This is a genomic window from Pontibacter diazotrophicus (assembly GCF_003367245.1).
Lineage (GTDB): Bacteria > Bacteroidota > Bacteroidia > Cytophagales > Hymenobacteraceae > Pontibacter > Pontibacter diazotrophicus.
The window spans coordinates 1-26407 of record NZ_QRGR01000048.1 but is presented as its reverse complement, the minus strand read 5'-3'; the positions used below and the strand labels follow the sequence as shown (position 1 = coordinate 26407).

Genomic DNA, 26407 nt, shown 5'->3' with positions numbered 1-26407 from the left:
TTTTCTATACATTGCCATTGGGTGTCGGTTAAATCACTTAGGTAAGTCATAAGTCTGCAAACTTTTCTTACCCAACAACCGGCACCTACTTTTCTATTCAACTAAATCAAAACAGCCTCTAAGAGTTTGGCAAAGGATTTTTTGAAACAGGACAAAGGACAGTTTGACAAAAGACTACCTGTTCAGTTGAATAAACGTGTTGAACGTAGAGAATGCAGATAGAAAGTGTAGATTAAAAGTCTTCTTTCGAAGGAGGTAGGGGGATGATTAAACCTATGGACATTTATTTGATATCTGGAACTTAGTCCATCAGCCCTAAACCTACACTCTAACACTTACCATAAAAACATCACGCATGAACACGAAGATTACCTGTTTTGGAGAGATGCTTTGGGACATTTTGCCCAGCGGAAAGCTACCGGGAGGGGCTCCTATGAATGTGGCGATTCACCTGCAGTACCAGGGCTTTACACCTATAGTCATCAGTTGTGTTGGCCGCGATGAGTTAGGAAAAGGCCTGTTAGATTATCTGCAGCAGAAAGGGTTGGCAACGCAATGGGTGCAGGAGGACGAGGAGCAGCAGACTGGTGTGGTGATGGCTAATGTGAGCAATCGCAGCGAAGTAAGCTATGACATTGTGCAGCCTGTGGCCTGGGATTACATACAGATGAACGACGACCTCCGGCAGCTCGGTGCTGAAAGCGATTTTTTTATATATGGCAGTCTGGCGGCACGCAGCGAACCATCGCGCCATACCCTGCTCTCTTTACTTGAGGTAGCAAAAGTAAAAGTGTTTGATGTGAACCTGCGCCCGCCACATTACTCCAGGGAAGTGCTGGAGCCTTTGCTGAAGCAGGCGGATATCGTGAAGATGAATCACCACGAACTGATGGAAATTGCCGGGTGGCATCAGGCATTTACAGATGAAAAAGCCGGTATGGAATTCCTCAAAGAGCAATACGCGCTGCAAACCGTTATTGTAACGCGAGGCGAGAATGGCGCTGCTGTGCTGAGTGACGAAGGCTATTTTGAGCAGGCGGGGTATGCCGTGGAAGTAGAGGATACCATCGGCAGCGGAGATGCTTTCCTGGCCTCTTTCCTCGGCAATCATATAAAAGGGGAAACATACCCGGAGGCACTACAGCAGGCTTGCGCGATGGGAGCTTTGGTAGCAACACATAAGGGAGCTACTCCTGAAATAGCACCTGAAAAAGTTACAGATTTGATTAATGGCTGAGCTTGATAATCAACTTGAATCATAAGGCACAAGTGTGTAAAAGTCCCCTCTTCAAAAGAGGATAAAAAATGCAGAACATCAGGTATCTTTAAGCAAAGACACGAACATTCTATGAGGTTACTTTTATTATTTCTTCTGATGATCGGCATTACAGCACAGGCATGGAGCCAGCAGCGGAAACGGGCGAGGGAGTACGGCGTGAAAATAGGCGTACTACCGACAGGCAGCTTAAATGCCATCACAGATGTGGCCGGGGTACAGGTGGGGCATGTTACGCTGCGCGAGGGGAAATATATCCGGACAGGTGTAACGGCTATTTTACCGCATGCAGGAAATGTTTTCCAGGATAAAGTACCGGCTGCCGTGTATGTGGGGAATGGCTTTGGCAAACTAGCGGGCACCACACAGGTGCAGGAGCTTGGGAACATCGAAACGCCCATCATCCTGACAAATACCCTTAACGTGGGCACAGCCCTGAATGCTGTAGTAGGCTATACACTACAACAGCCGGGAAACGAGAACGTGCAGTCGGTGAATGCGGTGGTAGGCGAAACGAACGATGGCTACCTGAACGACATCCGCGGCAGGCATGTAACCGAGCCCCATGTGCTGCAAGCCATTCAGCAGGCGAAGCGTGGCGCTGTGGAGGAAGGAAATGTGGGTGCGGGTACCGGAACCGTTACTTTCGGCTTTAAAGGCGGCATCGGCACCTCTTCCCGACACCTCCCGGAAACGATGGGTGGCTATACCGTGGGGGTGCTGGTGCAGACCAACTTCGGTGGTGTGTTGCAAATTGACGGTGCCCCGGTAGGAGAGGAGCTGAAACAGTATTTCGGCAGCCAGCATATAAAAGACAGCGCCGACGGCTCCTGCATGATCATCGTGGCGACAGATGCGCCCGTGGATGCCCGTAACCTGGAGCGTATGGCAAAGCGGGCCATGATGGGACTGGCTAAAACCGGTGGCATTGCCTCTAACGGAAGCGGGGATTATGTAATAGCCTTCTCTTCGCATCCTGAAATTCGTATTCCGTATGCTACCAAAGAAAAAACGCAAACAGTAACTTTGCTGCGCAACGACGAAATGTCGCCGCTGTTTATGGCTGTGATTGAAGCAACCGAGGAGGCCATTATCAACTCTCTGTTCAAAGCTGAGACCACAGAAGGAAAGGAGCAGCATGTAGTAGAGGCATTACCGCTTGATAAAGTGATTCAAATTTTAAAGCAATACCGTGTCATCAGAAAATAAACTACACGCTTTCGTCCGCGGCGAGATTGTACCACTGGACCAGGCGTATCTGCACGTCAGCGACCTTTCCATACAGCGGGGCTACGGCGTTTTTGATTTTCTCAAAATCATCAATGGACGGCCCTTGTTCCTGGAGGATTACCTGGCGCGCTTTTATGCCTCTGCCACGCGCATGCACCTGGCAGTACCTCTTTCAGAGGATGCGCTGAAAACCACTATCTACAGGTTAATTGAATTGAACAGGCTGCCTATGGCAGGCATGAAAATTATTCTGACAGGCGGTTACTCTGACAGTGGCTATGACATAGGAGACCCTAGCCTGCTCATCATACAACAACCGCTTAGATTGCCGGGGCAGGCACTGCGGGAGCGGGGGCTAAAGGTAATTACCCACGATTATGTGCGGGAAGTACCCACTGTCAAAACCATCAATTATTCCATGGGTATCCGGCTCATAAACAAAATAAAAGAGAATGGGGCAGATGATGTGCTGTATCATCGGGAGGGGCTGGTGACAGAGTTTCCGCGCTGCAATTTCTTTATTGTGAAGCAGGATGGCACTGTGGTGACACCAGCTGAGGACGTGTTGCGCGGCATCACCAGAAAGCATGTGCTGGAACTGGCGGGCAGAACGTATAAAGTGGTAGAAGGAGCCGTTACACTGGATGATATCAGGCAGGCCAGCGAAGCATTTCTCACCAGTACCACCAAAAGAATCCTGCCTGTGGTACAGGTAGATGACGTGGTGATTGGCAATGGCAAACCTGGGGCTGTCACCCTTTCGTTACTGCAGGACTTGATTCAGCTAGAGGAACGTGAAGCCTAAGAGCATTACCAGGTTTAAGAGCGGTCAGCCTTTTTGGCTCATTTGGTTCCAGCTTATGGCGTTCCGGCCTTCCTGGTAAGGGTACAGGCACATCACCTTATCTGATTGCCATACTTCTTTACTGTCCATATCCATGATTGACAGGCGACCTCTGAAAGCTGCGCCTGTATCTGTTATGGTGACGTTACCCAGCTGTAGGGGAGTTGTCTGTGCCGGATCCAGCGCCATGGTAGGGGTATGGCCTATGTACACTTCTCTGTACTGCGCTATAGTTACAGGCTGGTCTTCTGTATAGCTGCTATAGCAACGGTTTACGAAACTTCTGCTCCATATGAGGGTATGGGAGGTTGACTTCTCCAGTGGTGTGCCTGTATCGAAGCCAGCATGTACCAACAGGATATTGTCTTCTGTAACATGGTACAGTTTGGCCTGCCGTAACAGGTCAAGGTGTTCTTTAGGCATCGGCTTGCCCGCACCATAGGATTTTACAGTAGCTGACCCGCCCTGCAGCAACCACAGGTTAAGTGTCTCTTCATCCTGTTTCATTTTGCCAGAGTAATAATCAAGCGCCCACTGGTCATGGTTGCCCAGTATGTACACCAGATTCTTAATACTCAACAAGAGGTCTATGCTCTCCATTGTCTCTGACCAGCCATCTACTACATCTCCCAGAAAGAACAGTTTGTCCTTTTCATTATCAAATCCACTTCTCTTAAGACACTGCACTATGGCTTCGTAGCCACCGTGGCTGTCTGACATAACGAATCTTCGCATTACGGTAAGCGTGTGTTGAAAAATCCTCTCCTTTCCCGGTTTTTGAAACAGAAGCAGAGTGTTTTAACGGATTTTGTTTAGCTTATGTTATTTCAGGGTTTTGCCAGAATGAAATCATACTGGTAGTTATGTGTGTAGGAAAACTGTACAAGTCTTGGCTCAGGGTAAGCGTAAGGGATTGAAGCTCTTGCCATACTCAGCTTGTTACGCTGTTATAAAGCCGCAAAACCTGTATGTACGGAATGTTCTCCTGGTAATGAGTGCACAGCGATTTCCAAAGTGCCGGATGTGGGAGCGCTTCTATATGAGCGTTCACAACTTCCTGATAGGCAGTGAGCAGCGCTGTTCCCTCTGTTTCCCGTAGGGCAGCAATAGTGAAGATGACAGAACGGCTTATTCCCGCCCCACAAGCAATGAGTACTTTTTTGCCTGATTGATGGTGCTGCAATATAAAGCGCATGCCACGCTGAAAATCTGCGGTAGTTAGTGGGATACCATCTTCCACGGCAAGATGAAATGAAACAATGCCGGGATACTCCACCAATTCTGCAAACTGCAGCATTGCTTCGATGTTGTTGGCCTTTAAATTTTTGGGATTCAATGTATCCCGGAACTTACCAACAAATAACCATGGCCGGACAGGGTCCATATGTATAATACATTAAAACAACCTGAATGTTTGGATGAATATTGGTTGTAAACTATTCATAATAAATATGTTACATTAGTTGGGTTCCATTCTGATTACGAACAAACGTTGGTGTAGGATTACTTTCGCTTTCGGTATGTGATACTTTGTTCGTAAAATTGTGATAAGACACACCTCATAAGGCTTCAGAGTAGGATTAAATGGCTCAAACAGATAAACGTGAAGTATGGCTCCGCGGCCCGTTACAGGATATGCCGCCCCTGTTGCAGCCCGTAGCCCATGCACTTTTGCAGGCAAGGGAAGAAGTGGAGGCACTTATGCAGGAATATCCTGCTACTTTGTTGTGGGAGCGACCTGCAGGCGTGGCTTCCGTGGGTTTTCATCTGCAGCATCTCACCGGAGTACTTGACCGGCTGTTCTCCTATGCACGCGGGCAGGCGCTGACCCAGGAGCAGTTGGATGCCCTTGCCACGGAAGGGAAATGCCCGGAGGCGGAGTGCAGGGTACAGGACATGGTGCAAATGTTTAGCAAGCAGGTAGACAAGGCACTGGAGCAGTTGCGCAACACCGATGCGCAGAAACTACTGGAGCCGCGTGGTGTAGGGTGGGCGCAGATTCCATCTAATGTGCTGGGGCTTCTGGTACATGCCGCGGAGCACACCATGCGCCATGTGGGGCAGCTAACCGTGACGGCACGTGTTGTGCAAAACAAGGCGGAGTAAGCTCTGGCGATTACTTTGATTTAGTGCTTTCGTAACATCACGCTTGCTGTTTCTATTGACCAGCAGGCCTGTTACCCACCCCTAACCCCTCCTCGGAGGGGTTAGGGGTGGGTTCTTACAAATACATTCAGTCAATCCAAAGCGTTCTTCTGCCCTAATCAGGATCCTTTCTGTGTCTTCACCAGCTTCTCCGCCCTGAAAAGATCATCTGCAGCCTGCAGAATCTTGGCTCTGAGCTTAGGGTTATAATCGGGGTGCGCATCCAGGAAAGTCCGTACGGTGCTGGCAGCCGACGGGCTCTGGTAGGAGCCAAAAGTTGCCTGCAGCCAGGAGTAGGGGAAGAAGATGTCTCCCGTCAGCTGAATTTCCTCCAGCAGGTCCAGGCTCTCCTTCAGGTATTTCTCAGATGTTTGAGCCCGCAGGGGGTGATGCAGGTAGGCTAAGGAAGCATTTACCCAGGACTCTTTCTCCCTGTTCTCCTCTGCTTTCAGAGAGGCGAAGAAAGCATCTCTTTCCTGCACGTCGGCTGATAAAGCTGGCATCATGAACCGCAGCCGCTGTTTACGGTCCGGGTTCTGAACGCGGGCTATTTGCTCCTCCAGTATGTTTTCTTCTGTTTCATAATCCCGGAGAGCGAGGGCCAGTGCAAGGGAAGTATAATCGTCTTCTGTCAGCTTTACGCCGGCTGGCGCTTCCTGCTTTTCCCATACCTGGTACAGTTTGTCCTGCGCTTCTTTGCTTAGCGCGACACTCTGGTATGCTTTGAAGAGTAGCTTTTTAGAATTGGCCGCTTCCTGCTGTTGCATAGCGCTCCACAGTTCCTGCTCCAGGGTAGGGGCCAGTTGTGTCCGCTCTTCCGGCGTGAGGAATTTCCAGAAGATGTTTTCTACCTGGCTCGTCAGCAGCCTTAGGTTAAGCTCTTCCGTCTCTTTCTCCAGCCCCTTGCGGTAGAAGTTCAGTAACTGCCCTGGCTCAATGGCGCGACTGTTCAGCATGTTCTCGTACAGGTTAATGTAAGCAGATGCCCGCACAACCGGGTCCTCTAAAGAGAACAGCGAAGGCAGCATTTGCTCATCTACCGGAAACACGCCGTATCCCTGGCCGGAGGTGTTGAAGAGTATAAAATCAGGTGCTGGTTCCCCTGCAGCGGCCTCTACAAGCTCCTCTTTTTCATTTATATTAACCGTGAGTTCCTTCTGTCCATCTGGGTATACCAGCGTTACCTCGAAGAACTGTGGCCACAATCGGTCAGAACCATCTTCGCCCTGTTGTTTCAGTGCTAACTGCTTTATTTTTCCGTTTTCGGTTTTAAGGTCATAGCTGAATATGGGCCTGCCTGGTTCATTTACCCATACCTGGTTCCAGGCCTGCAGGTCTTCGGGTGTGCGGGCATCCAGGATTTCAATCAGTTGGGGCCAGGTGGCGTTGTTATTGGCATACGTTTTCAGGTACTCCTGCAAGCCCTCTTTGAAAGCTTCTTCGCCCATCAGCCGTTCCAGCTGGCGCATCACTACAGGCGCTTTGTGGTAAATAATGTTGCCGTAAAGGGAGCCGGCATCCTGCAGGTTGCTCAAAGGCTGCCGGATGGGATTGGCGCCTGCGGTGCGTTCTACACTGTAGGCCGCCGGGAAATGGTCTATCAGAAACTTCAGGTCGTAGTTTGAGTTTTCGAGCGCTACCTGCGTAATTTTGTCTGCCATAAAATTGGCGAAGACTTCTTTCATCCACACATCGTTGAACCACTGCATCGTCACCAGGTCGCCAAACCACATGTGCGCCGTTTCGTGGGCTATCAGGTTGGAACGGGATATCTTCTGCGTCTGCGTAGCACCTTCATCCAGGAAAAGAGAGGAAGCCTTGTAATCAATGGCCCCCACATGTTCCATGCCGCCATACTGGAAATCCGGGATGGCGATAAAATCAAACTTCTGGAAAGGGTAGGGGATCTGCGTGTAGTCCTCCATAAAGGCAAGGGCATCGGCATGAATTTGGAAGATAGGATCCATGCTCAGCGCCAGCTTGCTTTCGTCTGTTTCCCGGTGATAGAAATGCATCGTGCGGCCATCTATCACCCTGGAAACATGGTCAAACTTGCCTGCGGCAAAAGAGAAAAGGTAGGTGCTGATGGTATCGGAGGCGGCAAAACGGTAGGTTTTTTTGTCTTCCGTCACCAGCGAGTCAAGAAGCGGACCGTTGGCAAGGGCTTTCCAATCTTTCGGCACCGTTAGCGACAGCTTGAAAGAAGCCTTCAAATTGGGCTGGTCGAAGACCGGGAAAACTGTGCGTGCCCGGTCCGGCACCAGCAGGGTATACAGAAACTCCTCATTCCGGTTCAGGGAAAGGTCTCCGGCTATAAACTGTATCTCCACCTGATTTTGCCCCTCCTGCAGATACTGTTGCGGAATCACAAGGTGCTCGTTTCGGTGGTCAATTTCTATTTGTTTCCCGTTCACGGTTACCTGCTGCAGGTGGTCTGATTTCTCCTTGAAATCTATTTGGAGGGGAAGGGTGTTTTCTTTCAGGTTAAAAGAAATGACTTCTGCGCCCAGCACCGGTTGCGCCTTTTCCTCGGGTATGTCCAGGCGAATGTCGTAGGCCAGGCTGCTGATAACCTCTTTTCTGTAAGCAGCCAGTTCTTCTGAAACACCTGTTTCTACGGGAATAGAATCAGCCATTGTCGTTATTTTTTCGCTGCAGGAAAAGGAGGCTGCGCACGTAAACAACAGCAGGCCTGCACCTAAGCTTTGGATATAGTTCTTTTTCATACTATGCCAAAAATACAAACTTATGGCTACTTTTAGCTAATCGTTCGGGAGGCAAATCAGGCACAGGACAAAACCAAGATAAGCAGATGCCGTTGTTTTTGTTAAGAGAAGGAGCAGCTAAAAAGAGTTTTATCCCTTTTTAGCTGCCTTGGTACCCGATTTTCACCAATCTGAATGGAATGATTAACCTGGAGAAAGAGCAAAGTAAAATACCGGCTGTGCAGCTGTACCCCCTGGGAGATGCCGCAGTGGTGGTAGAATTTGGAAATGAAATCAGTGAACAGACGCATAAACAGGTGCGGGCATTCAGCGCTTACCTGCAACAGCATCCCTTCCTGGGGTTAATAGAATTTGTGCCTGCCTATACAACTGTTACCGTCTACTATAACCCCTGGGTTATAAGTGAGAGAGGGAACCTCAACCCTTACACCAAGGTAACTGGCTTTTTACAGCGCATGCTGCCGTTTGTAGCTGATGAAGCAGAAAACGCAGCGCCACGGGTAGTGGAGATTCCTGTGGCATACGGAGGCGAGCATGGGCCGGACCTGGAGTTTGTGGCGAAGATAAATGAACTAAGCCCTGAGGAAGTAATTGCGCTGCATACGCAGCAGGAGTACCTGGTGTATATGATCGGCTTTGCCCCCGGCTTCCCCTATTTAGGAGGTATGAACAAACGCATTGCTGCGCCACGAAAGGAGACACCGAGGCTACAGATTCCGGCTGGTTCGGTGGGCATTGCAGGCGAACAAACGGGTATTTACCCGATACAGACTCCCGGAGGCTGGCAACTGATTGGCTGTACACCTGTTCCCCTTTTTACGCCGCAAGGTACTTCGCCAAGTTTATTACAAGCCGGTGACCTTGTCCGGTTTACAGCGATAACAGAAGAAGCGTATAAAGAGAGAAAGGAGCAGCGACATGAGTCTTAAGATCATCAGCTCCGGACTTCTGACTACTATTCAGGACCTGGGCAGGCACGGCTATCAGAAGGAAGGCATTATTGTGAGCGGTGCCATGGATAGCTTTGCCCTTCGTGCCGCCAATGTGCTGGTGGGGAACAAAGAGACGGAGGCGGGAATTGAGGTGACGCTGATGGGCCCGAAGATAAAGTTTGAGCAGCAGCAGCTTATCGCTATTACGGGAGCTGATTTATCCCCGAAAATTGATGGAGAACCTGTTAAAGTATGGCGGCCTTTATTTGTAGAAGCAGGAAGCATATTGGAGTTTGGTTCTCCCCGAAGCGGCTGCCGGGCTTATATTGCCGTGGCCGGAGGCTTTGACATTCCGCAGGTGATGGGGAGCTCCTCCACCTATCTGCAAGCCGGCCTTGGCGGCTTGCACGGAAAACCTTTGCAAGCCGGAGATACACTCCCGTGCAGAACTTTACCGGATACACTGGAACCATTCCTGCGCAGTATCATTCAAGCGCAAAACAAGAACTCCGGGGCACAAACAAACTGGTCTGTTGATTCGTCGTTGTACTTTACCTATGCGGAACCGCAGCCAATTCGTGTGCTGAAGGGGCCTGAGTACGGACTCTTTTCAGCGCAAAGCCAGCAGGATTTCTGGCGCATGGCCTATCAGGTCACATCGCAGTCAGACAGGATGGGCTACCGGCTGCGGGGCACCAGGTTATCGCTGGCAGAGCAGACTAATATTCTCTCCAGTGCTGTTACTTTTGGCACCGTTCAGGTGCCTGCAGAGGGCTACCCGATTGTGTTGCTTGCCGACCACCAGACCACAGGTGGCTATCCGCGCATTGCACAGGTAATTACCGCCGATTTTTCTAAATTAGCCCAGCTAGCGCCACGCAATAAGCTCCAGTTTAAGGAAGTAACGCTGGAAGAAGCACAGTCGCTTTACATCAGGCAGGAGAAAAGTATCGAAAAGATAAAAGGTGCATTACAATTTAAAACCAGCATATGAGCGAGCAGTTGCACGTTGATTTAAACTGTGACCTGGGCGAAAGCTTTGGCAATTACCAGCTCGGGGATGATGCGGCTATACTGCATTTCGTTACGTCCGCTAACATAGCTTGTGGTTTTCATGCCGGGGACCCCACCGTAATGCGGCAAACGGTGAAGCTCTCTCTGGAACATGGCGTTGCCATTGGCGCGCATCCCGGCTTGCCTGACTTGGTGGGTTTCGGCCGTCGTGAAATGGCTGTCTCCCCGGAGGAGGTATACAATATGGTGGTGTACCAGGTGGGTGCGTTGTCTGCTTTTGTGCAGGCGGAAGGAGGAGAGCTGCACCATGTAAAACCACACGGGGCGCTCTATAACATGGCTGCTGCAAACAGCGGGCTGGCAGAAGCTATTGCGGAAGCTGTTTACAAAGTAAAGCCGCAGGCGGTACTGTACGGACTTGCCGGGAGCGAGCTCATCAAAGCGGGAGCACGGGTGGGACTGTCAACGGCCAATGAGGTATTTGCTGACCGTACTTACCAGCAGGACGGCACCTTAACTCCCAGAAGATCACCGGATGCCCTTATCGCGGATCCGGCTGTTGCCATTCTGCAGGTGCTCGGCATGGTGAAGGAAGGGAAGGTAAGAACACAACAGGGAGAGGCGATTGCCATACAGGCTGATACGGTTTGCATACATGGCGATGGTCCGCATGCTCTGTCGTTTGCGCGCCACATACAGGAGGTGCTTACCAGTGAGGGAATCCTGTTGCAGGCAAAAGGCGGGGCAGTTAAATGAGGCCAAAGCGGAACTGGAGTGTGCTCTTAGGAGCCGCTTTCCTGATGGCCACCTCGGCAGTAGGTCCTGGCTTCTTAACACAAACCACTGTTTTCACGCAAACACTTACTGCCAGTTTTGGCTTTGTGATCCTGGTGTCCATTATCATTGACATTGGAGTGCAGCTGAACGTATGGCGTATTATTGCGGTGTCGGAGAAGCGGGCGCAGGATATTGCCAATACTGTTTTGCCGGGCTTAGGTCATTTTGTAGCCGTGCTGATTGTGCTGGGCGGGCTGGCCTTTAACATCGGCAACGTGGGCGGTGCAGGGCTGGGCCTGAATGTGCTGTTTGGCATCTCTCCTGAAGTAGGGGCAATTTTTGCGGCAGTTGTGGCGATGGGCGTGTTCCTGGTACGGGAGGCGGGTAAGGTAATGGACCGCTTTGCCCAGGTCATGGGCCTGCTCATGATCCTCCTGATTGTCTTTGTGGCCGCCACTTCTGCTCCTCCTGTTGCAGAAGCGGCCGTGAGAACCTTCCTTCCTGATGAAATCGATATCATAGCCATTATTACGCTTGTTGGCGGAACAGTTGGCGGGTACATTACCTTCGCCGGTGGCCACCGCTTGCTCGATGCGGGCATAAAAGGCGAGAAAGCGTTGCCCGAAGTGGCCACCAGTGCCGTGTCCGGTATCACGGTGGCGTCTGTTATTCGTGTTTTTCTCTTTCTGGCTGCGCTTGGCGTTATCAGTAAGGGCCTTGTACTAGACCCTGCTAATCCGCCTGCTTCTGTTTTTCAGCTGGCAGCGGGCAACCTGGGGTATAAATTGTTTGGTATTGTAATGCTTTCGGCAGCTATTACGTCCGTGATAGGATCTGCTTATACTTCGGTTTCCTTTATTAAATCATTTCACAAAGGTATAGCGGCGAACGAAAATTGGGTGATCATCGCATTCATTGCCATTTCCACAGCGATTTTCTTTTTCGTTGGCCGCCCTGTAAAGCTGCTGGTATTGGCCGGTGCCTTAAACGGGTTGATTTTGCCGGTTACGCTGGGCACTATGCTGGTAGCGGCCTATAACAGGAGGGTAGTCGGCAGCTACAGGCATCCACTCTGGCTCACCATTTTTGGCGTGATAGTGGTTGTTGTGATGGCATGGATGGGCGGGTTTACCCTTGTAAAGCAATTTCCGGAGCTGTTTTAGATGATTCTGTAGGCATAAAGCATTAATAATAGAAAAAATGAGTAAGTGCTCATGCTTTTTGCATATATTATTTGCAACCGATTTCATAAAATCGTATGTTTGGTATCAGGCAAACAAAAAACTTCTCGCTTCTCATCCTTTGGTTTAAGTTTTTCCTGTGATATGTATTGATAATCAACCGTAAAAATGAACAAAAAATCGTATTTCAAAAAATCACTCTTTGTTCTTTTAACCACTTCTGTTTTAGCAAGTGGTTGCCAGAACACAAATGTAGAAGATGATAACGCTGGTGCAGAGACGCCAACTGCCGAAAACACAAACCAGGAATTCCTGAATGAGCCATTGGTGACGGATTTGTACACCGCCGATCCTTCCGCGCATGTGTTCAACGGCAGAATTTACATTTACCCCTCGCACGATATAGATGCCGGTATACCTGATGATGACACAGGTGATCAATACGCGATGAGAGACTACCATGTATACTCTATGGATAGTGTTGGTGGAGAAGTTACAGATCATGGTGTTGCCTTAGACATTGACGACGTTCCGTGGGCGGGCAAACAAATGTGGGCGCCTGATGCTGCTTTCAAAGACGGCACTTACTACCTGTACTTCCCGGTTAAAGACAAAAACGATGTGTTCAGAATCGGGGTAGCGACCAGTGATTCTCCAACAGGACCTTTCACACCAGAGCCGGAGCCGATTGCAAACAGCTTCAGCATGGACCCTGCTGTTTATATGGACGATGACGGAAGCGCTTATATGTTCTTTGGCGGTATTTGGGGTGGGCAGCTACAGCGCTGGAGCACCGGCGAGTACAACCCGAACGACGAGTATCCTGCTGATGACCAGCCTGCCCTGATGCCTAAAGTGGCGCGCATGAGCCCAGACATGAAGAGTTTCTCTGAGGAAGTAAGAGATGTGCAGCTCCTGGACGAGAACGGTCAGCCTTTGCTAGCGGGTGACAACGAAAGACGCTTTTTTGAGGCAGCCTGGATGCACAAGTATAACGGCAAGTACTACTTCTCTTATTCTACCGGCGACACGCACAACATTGCCTACGCCGTTGGCGATAGCCCTTACGGGCCTTTCACTTACCAGGGTGTGCTGTTAAACCCAGTACAAGGCTGGACAAACCACCACTCTATTGTGGAGAAGGATGGCCAGTGGTACGTGTTTTATCATGACACACAAATTTCTGGTAAGAATCACCTGCGCAATATCAAGGTAGCGGAATTGAACCACAGACCGGATGGCACCATCGAAACCATCACGGCTTATAATGAAACTGCTTCTAATTAAGAAGCAGTAGCTAAACTATATCTATTAAAAGCCGCCTGAACTTCCTGTTCGGGCGGCTTTTGATGTTTTAAGACTGCATGTGTATACTATACCTTTCATTCTGTAAGAATCCGGTTTGGTAGAAAGGCCTGCTCCTGCCCAATGCCGTCAACTTGTGAATATTGCTACCGTTGTTGCATGTTCACCAACAACTTGCTTGCTGGTTAAAAGACACAGCAAGGACGTAGGGAGATGATAGTAGATTTTTTATTAAGCTGATGGCATTGCTGCTTCCCCCGGGCGCTCAAACCAAAGACTGTAAACAGATTCTACCAGTTTTACAAATTGCAAACCCCGGCGAGCGGTGGTATCTTGCTTCCAGTATTAAAATGAATCAAAAATACCTTTTCATGAAACACTTCTTCCTGCTGCCTGTACTGTTTTGCCTGCTGTTAACAGGCTGCGTCGGTACAAAGCCGATAGATGCATCTGCTACAAAAGAAACAAAAGCCCTGTATCATAACCTCGGAAAATTGTCTGAGAACCACACGCTCTTCGGGCACCAGCACGCTACCGAATATGGTCACGGCTGGCGAGGCGACGAAGACCGTTCTGACGTAAAATCGGTTACCGGCTCGCATCCGGCAGTAATTGGCGTTGATTTCAGCGGGTTTTCGGGCAGATCGCCGGAGGCCATACAAAGGGCAAAGGAGGAGGTCAGGAAGAACGTAATAGATACCTACAACCGCGGTGGAGTAACTACGGTTGCCTGGCATTTCTCAAACCCGGTATCCGGAGGAGGCTTTTACTGGGTAGACACTGTTTCGCTGCCGGGGGTAAAATACATCATTCCGGGCGGCGAAGCGCACGAGCAGTATAAGGAGATTCTGAATGGTATTGGCGAATGGGCCCACAGTGTAAGGGGTGCTGACGGTAAGCTGGCTCCAGTTATTTTCAGGCCTTTTCATGAGTTTGATGGTGACTGGTTCTGGTGGGGCAAGGGGCATACCAGCCGCGAAGAGTTCATCTCCCTTTGGCGCTTCACGGTTTCTTACCTGAGGGATAGCTTGGATGTACACAATTTTATTTACGCTTTCTCGCCTGACAACAAATTTAAGAACGAGGCGGAGTTCCTGGAGCGTTACCCGGGGGATGAATGGGTAGACATGGTGGGCATGGACAACTACGGAGATATGGGGCGCGACCGCTATGCCATTGATACGGCAGCCGCGAAACTGAAAATTGTATCGGATTATGCAAAGAAAGCAGGTAAACTGGCAGCTTTCACTGAAACAGGGCTGGAGTCGATACCTGATACCACCTGGTGGACAAACACATTGTTGAGAACCATGAAGCGAGACGATATGCGCCTCGCTTACGTGCTGGTTTGGCGGAACGATACGCGAAGCCCCACACATTATTATGCTCCTTTTCCGGGGCAGGTAAGTGTGCCGAACTTCATGAAATTCTACCACGACCCCTATGTCTTGTTTGAGAAAGACCTGAACAACATCTACAAAAGGAAGAAGTTTTTAGGCATATTTTAAAATGTAAACAGTAGCAGGAAAAAGACTTTCCTGGTTTGTGTCTCTGATGTAAATGTAAGAGTGTGATGAGTCTTTCTTTTTCTAAAACAGCAAAGGCCGCTTTAACAGATGTTAAAGCGGCCTTTGCTGTTTTGTTCTTTTAGCCATTATAAAGCTGTTCCTGCCATGCATTCCTTGTAACCGTCCTGCCACTCCTTGCATCAGATTTGCTGCTGCACCTTTAGCACTGGATGAGCGGGATGAGCGGTATGTTTTTAGTAAAAGCTTGCGGAGCTTAAGGTATTAACGGAGCATTAAGTTAAAAGCAGGTTGACTGCCAGGATTAAAACTATATAAATTTGATTTTGCGTAACATCAGTAACCCTTAAATTGTCCATAGATTTCATGAAAGCATTTGACTTACATTGCCACGTTTCCTTAAAGCCCATGTTCCAATTGCCTGGCGAGAGCAGGCTCAACTGCTGGCAAACGGTTAGTGTGGTGCTTGATGATCCAATTGGCCACATCGTGGATTCGCAGAGCAACCTGAGTCAGATTTCAGAAGGCTGCTGTAACCTTGTTTGCGCCGCGCTTCACCCGCTGGAGATGAAGATTGCTGACCGGAGTCTTCTACATGAGGTTTCTTACCTGATGCCTAAGTACGTGAACAGGGATCAGCTAAAACAGATAGCTTCCGGGGAGACGCCTTACCTGCAGTTGCTGAAGCAAGAATATGAGAACCTGACACGCGTCATGTCTAACCCTGATGCTAAGGCAGGAGCTGCCAAAAGCGTGAAGGTGCTTCAAAGCTTCCGGGACTATGACCCGGACGATATGGAAACCCTGCACCTTCTTTTCAGTGTGGAGGGAGCCCATGCCTTTTATTATGGCAGGAATGAGCGTGACGACGTAAACCGCATCCTGCATAACCTGGAGCAGTTTGTCAGAAGTGAGCAGAGCCCCAGGCTCCTTTACCTCACTGTGACGCACCTGACGCAGAATGTGTTCTGTAACCATGCCTTCGGTATTAAAATATTTGACAAGGACGAGTTTATTCCATCCGGCAATGGCTTACAGGAGGCCGGCAGAGAGCTCATCCGAAAATGCTATGAAGAGCTACCCTACAGGTTGCTGATTGACACCAGGCATATGAGCCTTAAATCGAGGTTGATGCTGTATGATTTCAGGCGGGAGAATGGCTGGAACGGAATCCCGCTTATTGCCTCGCATGCAGGAGTAACAGGCTGCTCTTACAGGCGCATGCCAGAAAGAAAAGTTGAAACGCATGCGGAAAAAAATTATATAAAGGTGGTTTACGACAAGCCGGAGGGGCACCTGCCGGACACACTTTTCAATCCTACTTCTATCAACCTGTATGATGAGGATATTGCAGAGATCCTGCTTTCAGGCGGACTAATCGGAGTGTCATTTGATGAACGTATTCTTGGAGCAGAAGTAAAACTGTTGATAGGGCAGAAGGCAGTAGAGAAAGAGTTTGTAAGCGTGCATGAAAGCGAGTTGTTCTGCGGCGAACAGGTGAGGGCTTACGAGGAGGAAGAACACATGGAGGAGGAAGAGGACGAAAATTCCCGGAGTATCCTCAGGCTTAATTTTCACCAGCTTCAGGAACTGCACCTGCGGCACCTGGTCAATACTATTTTCCACATCGTGAAGGTGGGGGAGGAGCTAAAGGAGGTTGACCCGTGGGAGCATATCTGTATAGGCTCCGATTTCGACGGCCTGATAAACCCGATAAAAGCCTGCGTTTCTTCCAGTCATTTTTGTGAGCTTCCGGACAAGCTAAAGCAGGCTTTCGAAGAATACACCCCGGGTGCAGGTTTCTCCGTCAGAAACATAGAGCAGGTGGTGGAGAACATCATGTTCCGGAACGGCTATAACTTTCTGAAAAAGCATTTTTTGTAAGGGTGCTACGGTACATCTGCTACAAGGCATAGTGTTGGATGCACTAATTCAAAAAGAGAGGTCAACGTATGTTTAAATCATGTAAAAGGTTAAATAGCGGTGGTTAAAGGATTTTAAATTGCCTTTAAATCAGACGTTTTAACGGAACCATCGCTGCTATATGTCAGTTATTTGGATATGGCAAGACTTCTTTTAACACCTCTTATCTGCGCCCTGCTGGCAGCACTGCCGGCGGCGGCGCAAGTCCAGTTACCAAAGCATCATATCATCCAGAACATCGCCGGAATATACGAGGAGCTGAATGCAGAAGCCTCCTATGTTACTGCTAATGGAGCGCCTGTTTGCCAAAGCACCCGCTTTATCTCTCCTGAAGACGAGGTAATATCAGAATACAGCAATTTGCGGCAGATTGCGCTCGTGCGTCATGGCGAACCTGAGCTGACGAAAACAGGGAAGTTTTCTTATGACGAAGCCAGTCAGTTCCTTGTTAACTACGATTCTGTAGGAATAGTGGTACCGGATGAGCCATTTTTTAATGTTGGAGATACAGCAGAGGTAGCCATTTTCTCCAGCCCTATCAACCGGGCCCGCACCACTGCGGAATATTTATTCGGTACTGAAAATGAGCTGGTATATTCCCCGGACTTCAGGGAGTTTGAAACTACTATTGGCAAATTTAGCCCCAGGTTACGCCTGCCAATAAAGCTATGGACTGCCTTCGCCCGCGTAAAGTGGATGCTGGGCGTTGACCGGAATGGAATTGAGAGCTTTGCTGATGCACGGGAACGGGCACGTAAGGCGGCCCTGCAATTAGCAGAGGCAAGTGAGGAAAAACCAAAGGTAGTGCTTGTAGCCCATGGCTTTCTTAACCGGTATGTAAAGCAGAACCTGGAGGATATGGGCTGGCGGGTTGTGCGCGATGGTGGCAACGGCTACCTGGCCACAACCATTTTGGTTAAGATTGATGATGAAGTGAAAGAAGAAAACCAATTAACATCAAGCATAAATTAACTGTTAGCTGTTGGTTAAAGGAAAAGTATAGCGTACGCTGCAAATTAGAATGTGATGACTAAAGAGCCGCTCCAATATCTGTTGGAGCGGCTCTTTGGTTTTATAGTAGTAGGTTATTCTCATGCCTGTTCTGGACGCCTGTTTTATGCTTTAAAACTTGCGTTTCCAAAGCAGTATTTGGAGCTGGCGCTTATCCCTGCTTCTCCATGTACTGCTGCCAATTTACGATGAGCACTTTCCCGTCTTCAGGCAGCAGCAGATAACCGTAGTCGTAGCAGAAGTGGTAGGTGTTGCCTTTTTGTGTGCGGTAGAGGTGGGTATGATGGCGAAAGTCAAAGCCAGCCAACTCCAGCACCTGCCTCCGGATGGTGGTTTTACCCAGCGGGCTTGCCTGGCGCAGGATGGTTCGGTTCTTTCTTAAGGTTGCATTGACTTTTGCCATCAGCTTTTCGCCTTTGTCTTCTCTGCGCTTCTGGTTGTTTTGCAGAAAGCGGCATTGGTCGGAGCAGTAGCGTTTGTCCATCCTGCCTGCCATTTGTTTACCACATTGAATACAAGTGCTGTGCTCCATTCTCTTAGCCGTGTTATTACTCGAGTAGATTCGGATATACTCGAGTAATAACACGGGTACAGTATTTAAAAGTTGTATTATTGGACTATGACGGATTTTAGTTCTAGATCATCTGCTTCTCAGGCCGTTGTGTACCTCAATCTGCTGGAGCACGCAGGGAAAAAATATATTCGCCTGTGGCATAAGCCTAACCCCTTTGTCAATAAGCGGCTGAAAGAGGCTTCTTGGCTGAAGTACAGCAAGACCTACAAATGCTTTGTGATGCACCACACACCGCAGGACATTGAGAGGACTTATGCGCATTTTCAGGGGCTGGCGCAGGTGAACAGCCGTTACCTGTACCGCCCTAAAAGGCTTAGGCCTGACAGCCAGACGCCTCTTCTGGCGGATAAGGCCCGGGGAGAGACTATGCAGAAAATAGCTGACCTGCCGGTGGTGCGTCTGCAGCCCATGCTGGAGGAAGGTGGTGGCACACTCATCGGTATAACCTATAAGTACAACCAGGAAATTTACAGCAGGCTGGCATTGAGCAAGGTAGCACGCTGGAATAAAGCGCTGAAGTGCTTTGCGATGCCTCCGGGTGGTGGCAGCATTCTAGTGCTGTCTGATGAGTTGCAGGGGGCAGGATGGCTGTGGCTAAGCCAGGAACTGCAGGTGAAGGACGTGGCCCTGATGCGCAAGCTCTGGGAGCAAACCTACGAGAAGGGCGCTGCATACATTACCTGTCCTCTGCCGTACCTTGAAAAACTCTTTTTGCTTAACTACAGCATGAATACCCTTCGCACTTACCACAGTTTGCTGTTGCGTTTCCTCAATGCGCACAAAGACAAGGGTATCGAAGTTGTTCAGACTTTTACGGAGGAGGAGATTAACCATTATCACAGAAGCATGGTGCAGAACCAGCTCTATTCCTGTTCGCTCATAAATCAGTCGATAAACGCGGTTAAGTTTTATTATCAGCGTGTGCTGGGCCGCCACGAAGTACAGCTCAATAATGTGGAGCGGCCAGAAAAACCAGACAGGTTGCCCACTGTGCTCAGCAAGCAGGAGGTATCCAGGATATTATCGGCCACTGATAACCTGAAGCACCGCTGCCTCCTGCAGCTGCTGTATGCCGGTGGGCTAAGAATCGGGGAAGTGATAAATCTCAAACTCACGGACGTGCAGTCTGACAGGAATCTTTTGCTGATACGTGGGGGAAAGGGCAAGAAAGACCGCACCACACTGCTCTCTCAAAAGCTATTGCAAAGTTTGCGGGACTACTATAAGTTATACAGGCCAAAGGCGTGGCTCTTTGAGGGACAACACGGGGGACAGTACACTGTAGACAGCACACGCAATGTTTTCAGGGCTTGTGTTGCCAAAGCAGGAATAAAAACCAAAGTGACACCGCATACGCTCCGTCACTCCTTTGCCACCCACTTATTGGAGCAAGGCACAGATTTGCGTTACATACAGGTGCTACTGGGCCACCGGAACAGCAAGACCACAGAGATATATACCCATGTAACCTCACATGCATTGGATAAAATTGTAAGCCCGCTTGATAATCTATGAGAAACAACTATATTAGCTATAGGATATATGTTATGGATGCTGAAACTACAATGTGTTATATAAGAATAGGTGCAACTGGATCTGCCAAGGTAGCAGATGCTACTCCACACATAGTGCAGATAAGCCGAATAACTCCGTTTAGCTGCTAGTTAGCCAAAATTAGCAATTAATGAAAAAAGCCCTTCTTCTACCCTTAACGTTGGTCATACTTAGTTGCACCAGTCAAACTGGAGAACAGTCTTCTTCAAATGAAGCGAATCCAGTCGAAGCTACCACCCAAGGCAAAGAAGAACAGGAATTACCTTCTTTAAAGTATACTATTGAGCAAGCAACAGAAGAAGATTTCAGCAAAGCGGCAGCAAAACATATTACTGGCTTTAGCATGGGCAAATATGAAGCTCGCAAGGTAAATGGTGTAATAAATTTAAAAATAAATGGGGAGTGGAAGCCAATAGAAGCTTTCACTGATACGCTTCTAAATACTGATGACCCTGACATTAGAGAGTATAAGTATCTGGGTCAGAACAAAGACCTGAACAAATACCTTGTTGCTGGTAGCTTCTACGAAGATTATCAGACCTACCTTGTCGATATGACTACTGGTGAAGTAGCAGCAACAACATGGACAGAGCCAGTTGTATCACCAGACAAAAAGCACTTAGCAAACATTTCTATTCCAACCGTGATGGAACCTTCACCTAATGGTATACAAGTATGGAATGTGGTAGAACAAGGAGAAGGAAAAGGTATTGAGAAGTATCTTGAGATAGAGCAGCAGGATTGGGAGCCTTTTGAAATGCGCTGGGAATCTTCGCAGGCAATCATCATGAAAGTGATTCCAATGGAAAAGTATGAGTTGCTGCAAGGCGAGCCAAAGCAGAAAGACTTTGCTTATCTTAGGCTTATTGTAAAATAAAATTGGCTAACCAAGCACATGAGCAAAGCTGCGGCTACGCCTTGCTCAACTCATGTACGAGACCGTTGTGGCGAATTTGAATTATTGAAGAAAACAGACCAGACATTATAGTTTTAGGTTTGGATAAGCATTCATTACTATTAATGACTATTTAATATCTATGAAAATGAAATTTAGGAAAATAATTTTGATTCTGCTTTTTATTCAATGTGCTACTTCATCATTTCAATGCGATGACTGTAACAGGAAAGATATGTATTTAGATGGAAGTAAAAGTTGGGTGCCACTTAGAGGTACAGGCCACTTAGCATTTGAAGACAAGTTAGGCAACACTACAGATTTTGCTTTCACTGGCCTCGATACTACTGTGATAAACACAACCGAATGCGGGGAATTATATAATTACCAGTACATCAATAATACTCTTTACCTGAACCAAGCTAAAACAGACTCGATTTATTTTAACCTATTCAATACTAATCATTTGAATGGTAGAGCGGTCAGCAATAACACGTTTTGTTTTGCAATGTGGGCTATCCACAGGAAAGCAGAAGAGGGGAAAGAGGCAAAAAAGATGGCTCGCTATAGAGTTGGAAGCAAAACCTATGATGATGTTATTTTAATTTTTAATAACAAATCGTTTTCGCCTATTACCCTTGACTCTGTAATAATTGCAAATAATGTGGGGTTAGTTGGCTTTACTTACTATGGAAAGCGATACCATTTAAAGTAAAACTGTTTGAGGCAAGCCTATGTCATGAAAGCAAGATAGTTATTACAGAAAACAAAATTGCCACAATCGAGTAGCCCGCCGTGAGCAAAATTGCTCACGGTGAGGCTCTCCCACCACCGAACGTACGGTTCGCGTATTCGGCGGTTCGTTAAGGATAGCACAGTCGCTCTTTACACCGACCATGCCCTTGCCCTAGTTTGAGATAAGGCTAGCAAACTCAAGGTTTAAACCTCCTTATCGGATTTCGGGCAACTTAACGTTTGGTCCTTCATCACTCTGTGAGGCCTCCGTAGTGCTTACGGCTCGTTTCCAGGTGACTACTATGACCGCTGCTGACTCCTTGGCCCATAGAAACCGAATCTATTCCAAGGCCTCCCCAGGTAAGACGCTTATCCTTCCACCTAACCCTGCTGCATCTACACAGAGCCGTTTGTTGGCCAGGGGCTTTGCAAAGATGTGCTTGCTTACCCACGACTCCCTGCCTCTTATGCAGTTTCTGTTCGTCAGTTCAGGTGTTTGCAGTCCTGCTTCCTTCAGACCAACCCTCACGGGTAACGCCCTTGCAGCTTGCTAATCGGCTTCACCAACTTGCCGATAAGGGATTTGCACCCTCTGGATAATCTGAGTATATTTCTTTCGAAATATAGCTCGTGCCATGCTGGGCACACACAAGGCACATGAGCAAAGCTTCGGCTACGCCTCGCTCACCTCATGTACGAGTACCGTTGGCAAACATGTAAAGCATGAAAAAGATTGCCTCTCATATGGTTGCCTGTATTGTAGGCACGCTTGTGATTTACGGGTTGTTGAAATTTGAAAGTTTTATTCACAGAATTAGAAATGAAAGCTATGATGAAGAATTGAAAGAACTCGCTGAATTCATGATTTCAGACATTGTTCTCCTTATTCTGTTTTTTGCAGCTTTCGCTTCAATACAGTTTATTCTGGTAAAGCCTGTTTTCAATTACCTGACAAAACGGGGCAGTTTAAATAAGCAGAACCTTGTCTATACTTGGCTTGTGTTTAGTCTCTCAACAGGACTTTTTTTCGGAATATTCTTTGGTGATATGCGCTTAGGAATCAAAGATGTAATTGAAAGTATAGGATTAGGAGTTGCAATGTTTTTAGTCTATTACTCAATTAACTTCATTACCTACTTTAAGCTAATAAAATAAGAACCACGTTTGCCAACACAATGCATGCTCAACCTTCGCTACGCTTCAGGCTCCGCATGCAAGCGGCCGTTAGGGCAAATTCCCTACATAATGATTATTGATTTCTATAGCTAACGATGGTCAGTTTTGAAGTGGAATTGTAGTTTTACTGATGCTCTATGCTAAGACCGTATTCTAATTGATGCGTCACAGCTCGTGCGTAATTCTGGTTAGGAATGCAGCTTCTTCTTTATGAAGAAGATATGATAATTTCAGTGGTGGCTCATTAGAGGCCCCGTTCAGGATAATGATAAATTTGATAGGCATTCCCTTAGAGCAGTGTATTAGACCACGTTTTTAAAAAATTGAGAAATCAATTTACGGCATTGCTTTGCCCTTTCTTAAAGCAGAGATGAAAAATTACCCTTTAATTCGCTATTTTCAGCAGAAGCGTTAGTCAGGATTATAAATATATGAAAACACTCTTTACCACTCTACTTTTCCAATTCTTGATAGTCTTTGCTTTTGCCCAGGAAGCAAAAGAAAGAATCCTTTATGTAGTTGACTCTATAGCTGTTATTGATGAACCAGAAGAAGGCTTCGGTTCATTAAGCGAAGAAGATATTCAGGAGATAACTGTTTTCACCAATAAAGCAACAATAGAACAGTACGGCTACAAAGACATTGATAAGGTGATTCTCATCACTACTAAAGCATATGCCAGCCGCTCATCAGAGTTAAAGCAGATTCCATCCACAAAGGCCATGGAGAGAATAGACGGAAGGTGGCACCTTTTAAACTCATCAACTCCTTATTCAGGTCCCTTCATTGACTATTATCTGGATGGTAAGAAGCAAGGCGAAGGCAACTTCAAAGAAGGAGTTGTGGAAGGTATACGAACAGTTTATTACCCTGATGGAAAGATGAACTTCCAGAGAAACTACAGCAATGGGGTTGAAAACGGCGAAGCAGAGCAGTACTTTCCAAACGGGCAGCTTAAGTACAAGGGCACGTTCAAAGACGGAAAAGAAAATGGTCGTTGGGAAGAGTGGTATTCAACTGGCAAGCTAAAACGTCTGACAGAATTCAAAGCTGGTAAAGCTATGCCTTCTAAGGAGCAGGATAAATACCATACTCTTCTTTCCAAGGCGAACCAGCAGTTCAGGGACGGCAACTACCAAGGCTCTGTAAAATCACTCGACAAAGCCATCGAAACGGACCCCAATTACAGCGACGCATACTTTGAAAGGGGAACAGCTTATTTCTATGACTTTAAGTTTATTGAAGCCATCAAAGACTATAACAAAGCTTTAGAGCTTGAGCCATTGCATATGAAGGCACTAAGCAACAGAGCGTTCGCCAGAATCCGCAAGTACGAATTTAAAGGCAGCAGGACCTTGAGCAAGACGAACGGGGCCACAGTCATGGCAACGAAAGACAAAGCGGAAATGCCTAAAGAAGAGCAAGAGCAAATTTGCGCGGACCTGTTGAAAGGCTATCAATTAGGAGATAAGAAGCAGATGATAATTGACGCCATAGAAGCCTATTGCAAATAGAACAACAAGCCCTAACCACACCTATGCAGAAGGCTCGCTACGCTTCACCCTCTGCATAGCCCAGTACGTTACCAATAATAATCAAAATAGAATAATGAGGTCCCTTCCAAAATCAATATGGATTCTAATCGCAATACTTCTAATGAAGTGCAATGGAGTGGAGTCACCATTATATTGTTTCGGTGCCTCATCTCCTGTTGATTTGATAATCAAAAACAATTACAATAATGACGAAATATTAACCCTTTTTCAATATACAGATGAAGAAGGATTTAATAGGATTGGGACTCTTAAAGTAAATGCCAAGTCAACAAAAACAATTTGCTTAGAAAATGAAGGACCAATTGAGGAAGGGCTATATATCTTTAATGGAGAACGAACACATAAAATTCGACTAAAATGGGCAGAAGATTTTGTTCTTAATCTAAATGATACAGCCCATCTTGTTCCAACACCTTCAGAACTTAAGCATTTGTTGGACCCTAAATGGTAAAAAAATTAAAACTGGTAACGGACTTAGCTATACGGCAGCTTCGCAGCCGCATAGCTAAGTCCGTTACCAGTAATTTTAATGAACGAAAATCTTGAGTATAGAAACAATAAGCAGCCTAAAAGCTCTACTAAAGAAGTATAAGTTTTCCAATGAAGAATGGGAAAAGCGGGGTCTAAATCCATCTTCTACTGAATTATCGATTTACCTTGATTCAGCTCTGAATAGTTGCTTGGAATCGCTTATTCATGTTATTGAAAAATCCAGCTCTGAAAAGAGTATCAAAAGAGCACTAAAAGCAGGCATTCAAAGTATAGATAAGTCAGCATTAGATACAGAAGAAAAAGAATTTGTTGCTGATTACTTCTACCAGATTTCTCAAACAGTGGGTGTTGATTTTAAGAACGAGTTGAATTCATGGCTCTATGGCTCGTTTCTTACCACTTTAATGAAGTTGAAGGAAATGGTGAATCCTGAAAGGATTGTGGAGACATTAAGCCAAGACTGCACGAAGTGCGAAACTCCCTTAGAAACATTTATCCTGAAAAAGGAAGAAGGTATACCAGATTACGAGTGGGAAATAGTGCAGTGTAACAACTGTGGGGAGTATAATCTTCTTGAGAAGGGACCTAACATAAAAATGTCAAGAAAGGGAAATTACGAGTACGTAGAGCACATCAGAAAGGACGAGTTCACATTTGAGCAGGCAAAAACAAGGTTAGAGCAGATTCGCTACTTTAGAAAAAAATAACTTTCTGGTAACCCTGTATATATTTCATGCTTCGGCTGAAGCCTCGCATGTAGCATATACTACACCGTTGGGCAAAACTTAAATGAATAAAAAAGAAATCATATCTCCAGAAATCAACAGTCAGATTGACTGGAATAAGTCTGTTGCCCAGATTATAGCAGAACAATGTGAGACTACACCTAACTCCAGTTACTACCTTGCTTCATCAATATATCTTCGTCTGATTCCAAGCTTTGGCTATGTAAGAATATCCTATGACTTCAATAAGTTAGAAATAGCACCTGACTTCTCTCACATACTTTTAGTAGAACAATTAGAATTGAAAGTTATTCACGGTTCGCTAAAGTTTAGTACAGACAATTTCAGAATTGAAAGTGTTGAGTTAATGGGGAATAGGGTAAAGTATGCTACCGAAGAACCTGATTCTTATGAGATAGTTCAGAACCTGAATGAAGTGCTTATATCAAGTTCCAGCTTTAGTCTTTTGATTGTTCCAGAGTTCAGCACTGGACAAGTACAGTTTACATTCGATAAAGAAGAAATAAGCCGTTTTCTTATAGGCGGTTGGGAAGAAAATATTTCTGGTAAAGCCACCTTTTTAGAAAGAATAAGAAATGCTTTGCCCAACACTACCTATAGTGCATAAACGCACCATAGCAAAACCGTTGTGTGTAATGTAGAAGAACAAACTGAATGGATTCATTTTACTTAGTAGCTATCCTTATCGTGACTTTTATCTTTGTCGGAATTCCACTCATCTTGATCTGGGTAGCATATAAATTTCTTAGAAAGAAAGCGAGCGAGAAGACTTCGGTTATCATAACCAGT

At 47.0% G+C, this 26407-nt stretch carries 24 protein-coding genes; 20 read left to right on the top strand and 4 right to left on the bottom strand.

Going from position 1 to position 26407, the window contains the following annotated elements:
- Nucleotides 1-355 precede the first annotated feature (355 nt).
- The 3 genes from DXT99_RS25490 to DXT99_RS25480 all read left to right on the top strand — a co-directional run bounded on the left by DXT99_RS25490 (nt 356) and on the right by DXT99_RS25480 (nt 3311).
- Nucleotides 356-1237 carry a carbohydrate kinase family protein gene (locus DXT99_RS25490; protein ID WP_115568425.1) on the top strand — a complete coding sequence of 294 codons (882 nt, stop codon included), beginning with the start codon at nt 356-358 and terminating at the stop codon, nt 1235-1237.
- Between the two features lie 111 nt (nt 1238-1348).
- Entirely contained in the window at nt 1349-2485 is a 1137-nt protein-coding gene (locus DXT99_RS25485) for a DmpA family aminopeptidase (protein ID WP_115568424.1), read from the top strand.
- Entirely contained in the window at nt 2469-3311 is an 843-nt protein-coding gene (locus DXT99_RS25480) for an aminotransferase class IV (protein ID WP_115568423.1), read from the top strand. Before DXT99_RS25485 ends, DXT99_RS25480 begins: the two co-directional genes overlap by 17 nt.
- Nucleotides 3312-3335: 24 nt before the next feature.
- On the opposite strand, the gene DXT99_RS25475 is transcribed toward DXT99_RS25480, so the two are convergent.
- Both DXT99_RS25475 and DXT99_RS25470 read right to left on the bottom strand, forming a co-directional pair.
- Nucleotides 3336-4085 carry a metallophosphoesterase gene (locus tag DXT99_RS25475; protein ID WP_115568422.1) on the bottom strand — a complete coding sequence of 250 codons (750 nt, stop codon included), beginning with the start codon at nt 4083-4085 and terminating at the stop codon, nt 3336-3338.
- A 196-nt stretch (nt 4086-4281) separates the two neighbouring features.
- The gene (locus tag DXT99_RS25470; RefSeq protein WP_115568421.1) at nt 4282-4734 is read right to left on the bottom strand and encodes a dual specificity protein phosphatase family protein; all 453 of its coding nucleotides are present in this window, start codon (nt 4732-4734) and stop codon (nt 4282-4284) included.
- Nucleotides 4735-4934: 200 nt separating this feature from the next.
- On the opposite strand from DXT99_RS25470, the gene DXT99_RS25465 reads away from it, so the two are divergent.
- Nucleotides 4935-5456, top strand: a complete 522-nt coding sequence (locus DXT99_RS25465; RefSeq protein WP_115568420.1) for a DinB family protein — start codon at nt 4935-4937, stop codon at nt 5454-5456.
- A gap of 158 nt (nt 5457-5614) precedes the next feature.
- On the opposite strand, the gene DXT99_RS25460 is transcribed toward DXT99_RS25465, so the two are convergent.
- Entirely contained in the window at nt 5615-8131 is a 2517-nt protein-coding gene (locus DXT99_RS25460) for a M1 family metallopeptidase (RefSeq protein WP_115568428.1), read from the bottom strand.
- 269 nt (nt 8132-8400) lie between these two features.
- On the opposite strand from DXT99_RS25460, the gene pxpB reads away from it, so the two are divergent.
- The 8 genes from pxpB (at nt 8401) to DXT99_RS25420 (ending at nt 17851) form a co-directional block, all read left to right on the top strand.
- Nucleotides 8401-9150: a 5-oxoprolinase subunit PxpB gene (pxpB, locus tag DXT99_RS25455; protein ID WP_115568419.1), complete on the top strand. Its 750-nt coding sequence runs from the start codon at nt 8401-8403 to the stop codon at nt 9148-9150.
- Nucleotides 9140-10147: a 5-oxoprolinase subunit C family protein gene (locus tag DXT99_RS25450; RefSeq protein WP_115568418.1), complete on the top strand. Its 1008-nt coding sequence runs from the start codon at nt 9140-9142 to the stop codon at nt 10145-10147. Before pxpB ends, DXT99_RS25450 begins: the two co-directional genes overlap by 11 nt.
- On the top strand, nt 10144-10923 hold the full coding sequence (locus DXT99_RS25445) for a LamB/YcsF family protein (RefSeq protein ID WP_115568417.1): 780 nt from the start codon (nt 10144-10146) through the stop codon (nt 10921-10923). Before DXT99_RS25450 ends, DXT99_RS25445 begins: the two co-directional genes overlap by 4 nt.
- The gene (locus DXT99_RS25440; RefSeq protein WP_115568416.1) at nt 10920-12107 is read left to right on the top strand and encodes an NRAMP family divalent metal transporter; all 1188 of its coding nucleotides are present in this window, start codon (nt 10920-10922) and stop codon (nt 12105-12107) included. Before DXT99_RS25445 ends, DXT99_RS25440 begins: the two co-directional genes overlap by 4 nt.
- Before the next feature lie 186 nt (nt 12108-12293).
- Complete coding sequence (locus DXT99_RS25435; RefSeq protein WP_115568415.1) at nt 12294-13412, top strand: glycoside hydrolase family 43 protein; 1119 nt, start codon at nt 12294-12296, stop codon at nt 13410-13412.
- Between the two features lie 389 nt (nt 13413-13801).
- On the top strand, nt 13802-14938 hold the full coding sequence (locus tag DXT99_RS25430) for a glycoside hydrolase family 26 protein (RefSeq protein ID WP_115568427.1): 1137 nt from the start codon (nt 13802-13804) through the stop codon (nt 14936-14938).
- 426 nt (nt 14939-15364) lie between these two features.
- On the top strand, nt 15365-16840 hold the full coding sequence (locus DXT99_RS25425; RefSeq protein ID WP_181885266.1) for a membrane dipeptidase: 1476 nt from the start codon (nt 15365-15367) through the stop codon (nt 16838-16840).
- Nucleotides 16841-17017: 177 nt separating this feature from the next.
- The gene (locus tag DXT99_RS25420) at nt 17018-17851 is read left to right on the top strand and encodes a histidine phosphatase family protein (protein WP_115568413.1); all 834 of its coding nucleotides are present in this window, start codon (nt 17018-17020) and stop codon (nt 17849-17851) included.
- 190 nt (nt 17852-18041) lie between these two features.
- Here the strand turns inward: DXT99_RS25420 and DXT99_RS25415 are convergent, their stop codons facing one another.
- Nucleotides 18042-18374: a hypothetical protein gene (locus DXT99_RS25415; RefSeq protein WP_147294313.1), complete on the bottom strand. Its 333-nt coding sequence runs from the start codon at nt 18372-18374 to the stop codon at nt 18042-18044.
- 135 nt (nt 18375-18509) lie between these two features.
- Between DXT99_RS25415 and DXT99_RS25410 the strand changes: the two genes are divergently transcribed.
- From DXT99_RS25410 to DXT99_RS25370, 8 genes are all read left to right on the top strand, one after another.
- On the top strand, nt 18510-19979 hold the full coding sequence (locus DXT99_RS25410) for a tyrosine-type recombinase/integrase (RefSeq protein WP_246001043.1): 1470 nt from the start codon (nt 18510-18512) through the stop codon (nt 19977-19979).
- Nucleotides 19980-20148: 169 nt separating this feature from the next.
- The gene (locus DXT99_RS25405; protein WP_147294312.1) at nt 20149-20895 is read left to right on the top strand and encodes a hypothetical protein; all 747 of its coding nucleotides are present in this window, start codon (nt 20149-20151) and stop codon (nt 20893-20895) included.
- 160 nt (nt 20896-21055) lie between these two features.
- Complete coding sequence (locus DXT99_RS25400; protein WP_115568410.1) at nt 21056-21628, top strand: hypothetical protein; 573 nt, start codon at nt 21056-21058, stop codon at nt 21626-21628.
- A 743-nt stretch (nt 21629-22371) separates the two neighbouring features.
- Entirely contained in the window at nt 22372-22803 is a 432-nt protein-coding gene (locus DXT99_RS25390) for a hypothetical protein (protein WP_115568408.1), read from the top strand.
- 452 nt (nt 22804-23255) lie between these two features.
- Nucleotides 23256-24338 (top strand): toxin-antitoxin system YwqK family antitoxin, encoded by a 1083-nt coding sequence (locus DXT99_RS25385; RefSeq protein WP_115568407.1) that lies wholly within the window; start codon nt 23256-23258, stop codon nt 24336-24338.
- Nucleotides 24339-24495: 157 nt separating this feature from the next.
- Nucleotides 24496-24831: a hypothetical protein gene (locus tag DXT99_RS25380; RefSeq protein ID WP_147294310.1), complete on the top strand. Its 336-nt coding sequence runs from the start codon at nt 24496-24498 to the stop codon at nt 24829-24831.
- A gap of 91 nt (nt 24832-24922) precedes the next feature.
- On the top strand, nt 24923-25579 hold the full coding sequence (locus DXT99_RS25375) for a DUF4844 domain-containing protein (RefSeq protein ID WP_181885265.1): 657 nt from the start codon (nt 24923-24925) through the stop codon (nt 25577-25579).
- An 82-nt stretch (nt 25580-25661) separates the two neighbouring features.
- On the top strand, nt 25662-26225 hold the full coding sequence (locus DXT99_RS25370; RefSeq protein ID WP_115568404.1) for a hypothetical protein: 564 nt from the start codon (nt 25662-25664) through the stop codon (nt 26223-26225).
- Nucleotides 26226-26407 lie beyond the last annotated feature (182 nt).

What these genes read in the sequence shown, in the direction of transcription:
- DXT99_RS25490 (WP_115568425.1), top strand. Translation starts at nt 356, where the DNA reads ATGAACACGAAGATTACCTGTTTTGGAGAGATGCTTTGGGACATTTTG.
- DXT99_RS25485 (WP_115568424.1), top strand. Translation starts at nt 1,349, where the DNA reads ATGAGGTTACTTTTATTATTTCTTCTGATGATCGGCATTACAGCACAG.
- DXT99_RS25475 (WP_115568422.1), bottom strand. Translation starts at nt 4,085, where the DNA reads ATGCGAAGATTCGTTATGTCAGACAGCCACGGTGGCTACGAAGCCATA.
- DXT99_RS25470 (WP_115568421.1), bottom strand. Translation starts at nt 4,734, where the DNA reads ATGGACCCTGTCCGGCCATGGTTATTTGTTGGTAAGTTCCGGGATACA.
- DXT99_RS25465 (WP_115568420.1), top strand. Translation starts at nt 4,935, where the DNA reads ATGGCTCAAACAGATAAACGTGAAGTATGGCTCCGCGGCCCGTTACAG.
- DXT99_RS25460 (WP_115568428.1), bottom strand. Translation starts at nt 8,131, where the DNA reads ATGGCTGATTCTATTCCCGTAGAAACAGGTGTTTCAGAAGAACTGGCT.
- pxpB (WP_115568419.1), top strand. Translation starts at nt 8,401, where the DNA reads ATGATTAACCTGGAGAAAGAGCAAAGTAAAATACCGGCTGTGCAGCTG.
- DXT99_RS25450 (WP_115568418.1), top strand. Translation starts at nt 9,140, where the DNA reads ATGAGTCTTAAGATCATCAGCTCCGGACTTCTGACTACTATTCAGGAC.
- DXT99_RS25445 (WP_115568417.1), top strand. Translation starts at nt 10,144, where the DNA reads ATGAGCGAGCAGTTGCACGTTGATTTAAACTGTGACCTGGGCGAAAGC.
- DXT99_RS25440 (WP_115568416.1), top strand. Translation starts at nt 10,920, where the DNA reads ATGAGGCCAAAGCGGAACTGGAGTGTGCTCTTAGGAGCCGCTTTCCTG.
- DXT99_RS25435 (WP_115568415.1), top strand. Translation starts at nt 12,294, where the DNA reads ATGAACAAAAAATCGTATTTCAAAAAATCACTCTTTGTTCTTTTAACC.
- DXT99_RS25430 (WP_115568427.1), top strand. Translation starts at nt 13,802, where the DNA reads ATGAAACACTTCTTCCTGCTGCCTGTACTGTTTTGCCTGCTGTTAACA.
- DXT99_RS25425 (WP_181885266.1), top strand. Translation starts at nt 15,365, where the DNA reads ATGTTCCAATTGCCTGGCGAGAGCAGGCTCAACTGCTGGCAAACGGTT.
- DXT99_RS25420 (WP_115568413.1), top strand. Translation starts at nt 17,018, where the DNA reads ATGGCAAGACTTCTTTTAACACCTCTTATCTGCGCCCTGCTGGCAGCA.
- DXT99_RS25415 (WP_147294313.1), bottom strand. Translation starts at nt 18,374, where the DNA reads ATGGACAAACGCTACTGCTCCGACCAATGCCGCTTTCTGCAAAACAAC.
- DXT99_RS25410 (WP_246001043.1), top strand. Translation starts at nt 18,510, where the DNA reads ATGACGGATTTTAGTTCTAGATCATCTGCTTCTCAGGCCGTTGTGTAC.
- DXT99_RS25405 (WP_147294312.1), top strand. Translation starts at nt 20,149, where the DNA reads ATGAAAAAAGCCCTTCTTCTACCCTTAACGTTGGTCATACTTAGTTGC.
- DXT99_RS25400 (WP_115568410.1), top strand. Translation starts at nt 21,056, where the DNA reads ATGAAAATGAAATTTAGGAAAATAATTTTGATTCTGCTTTTTATTCAA.
- DXT99_RS25390 (WP_115568408.1), top strand. Translation starts at nt 22,372, where the DNA reads ATGAAAAAGATTGCCTCTCATATGGTTGCCTGTATTGTAGGCACGCTT.
- DXT99_RS25385 (WP_115568407.1), top strand. Translation starts at nt 23,256, where the DNA reads ATGAAAACACTCTTTACCACTCTACTTTTCCAATTCTTGATAGTCTTT.
- DXT99_RS25370 (WP_115568404.1), top strand. Translation starts at nt 25,662, where the DNA reads ATGAATAAAAAAGAAATCATATCTCCAGAAATCAACAGTCAGATTGAC.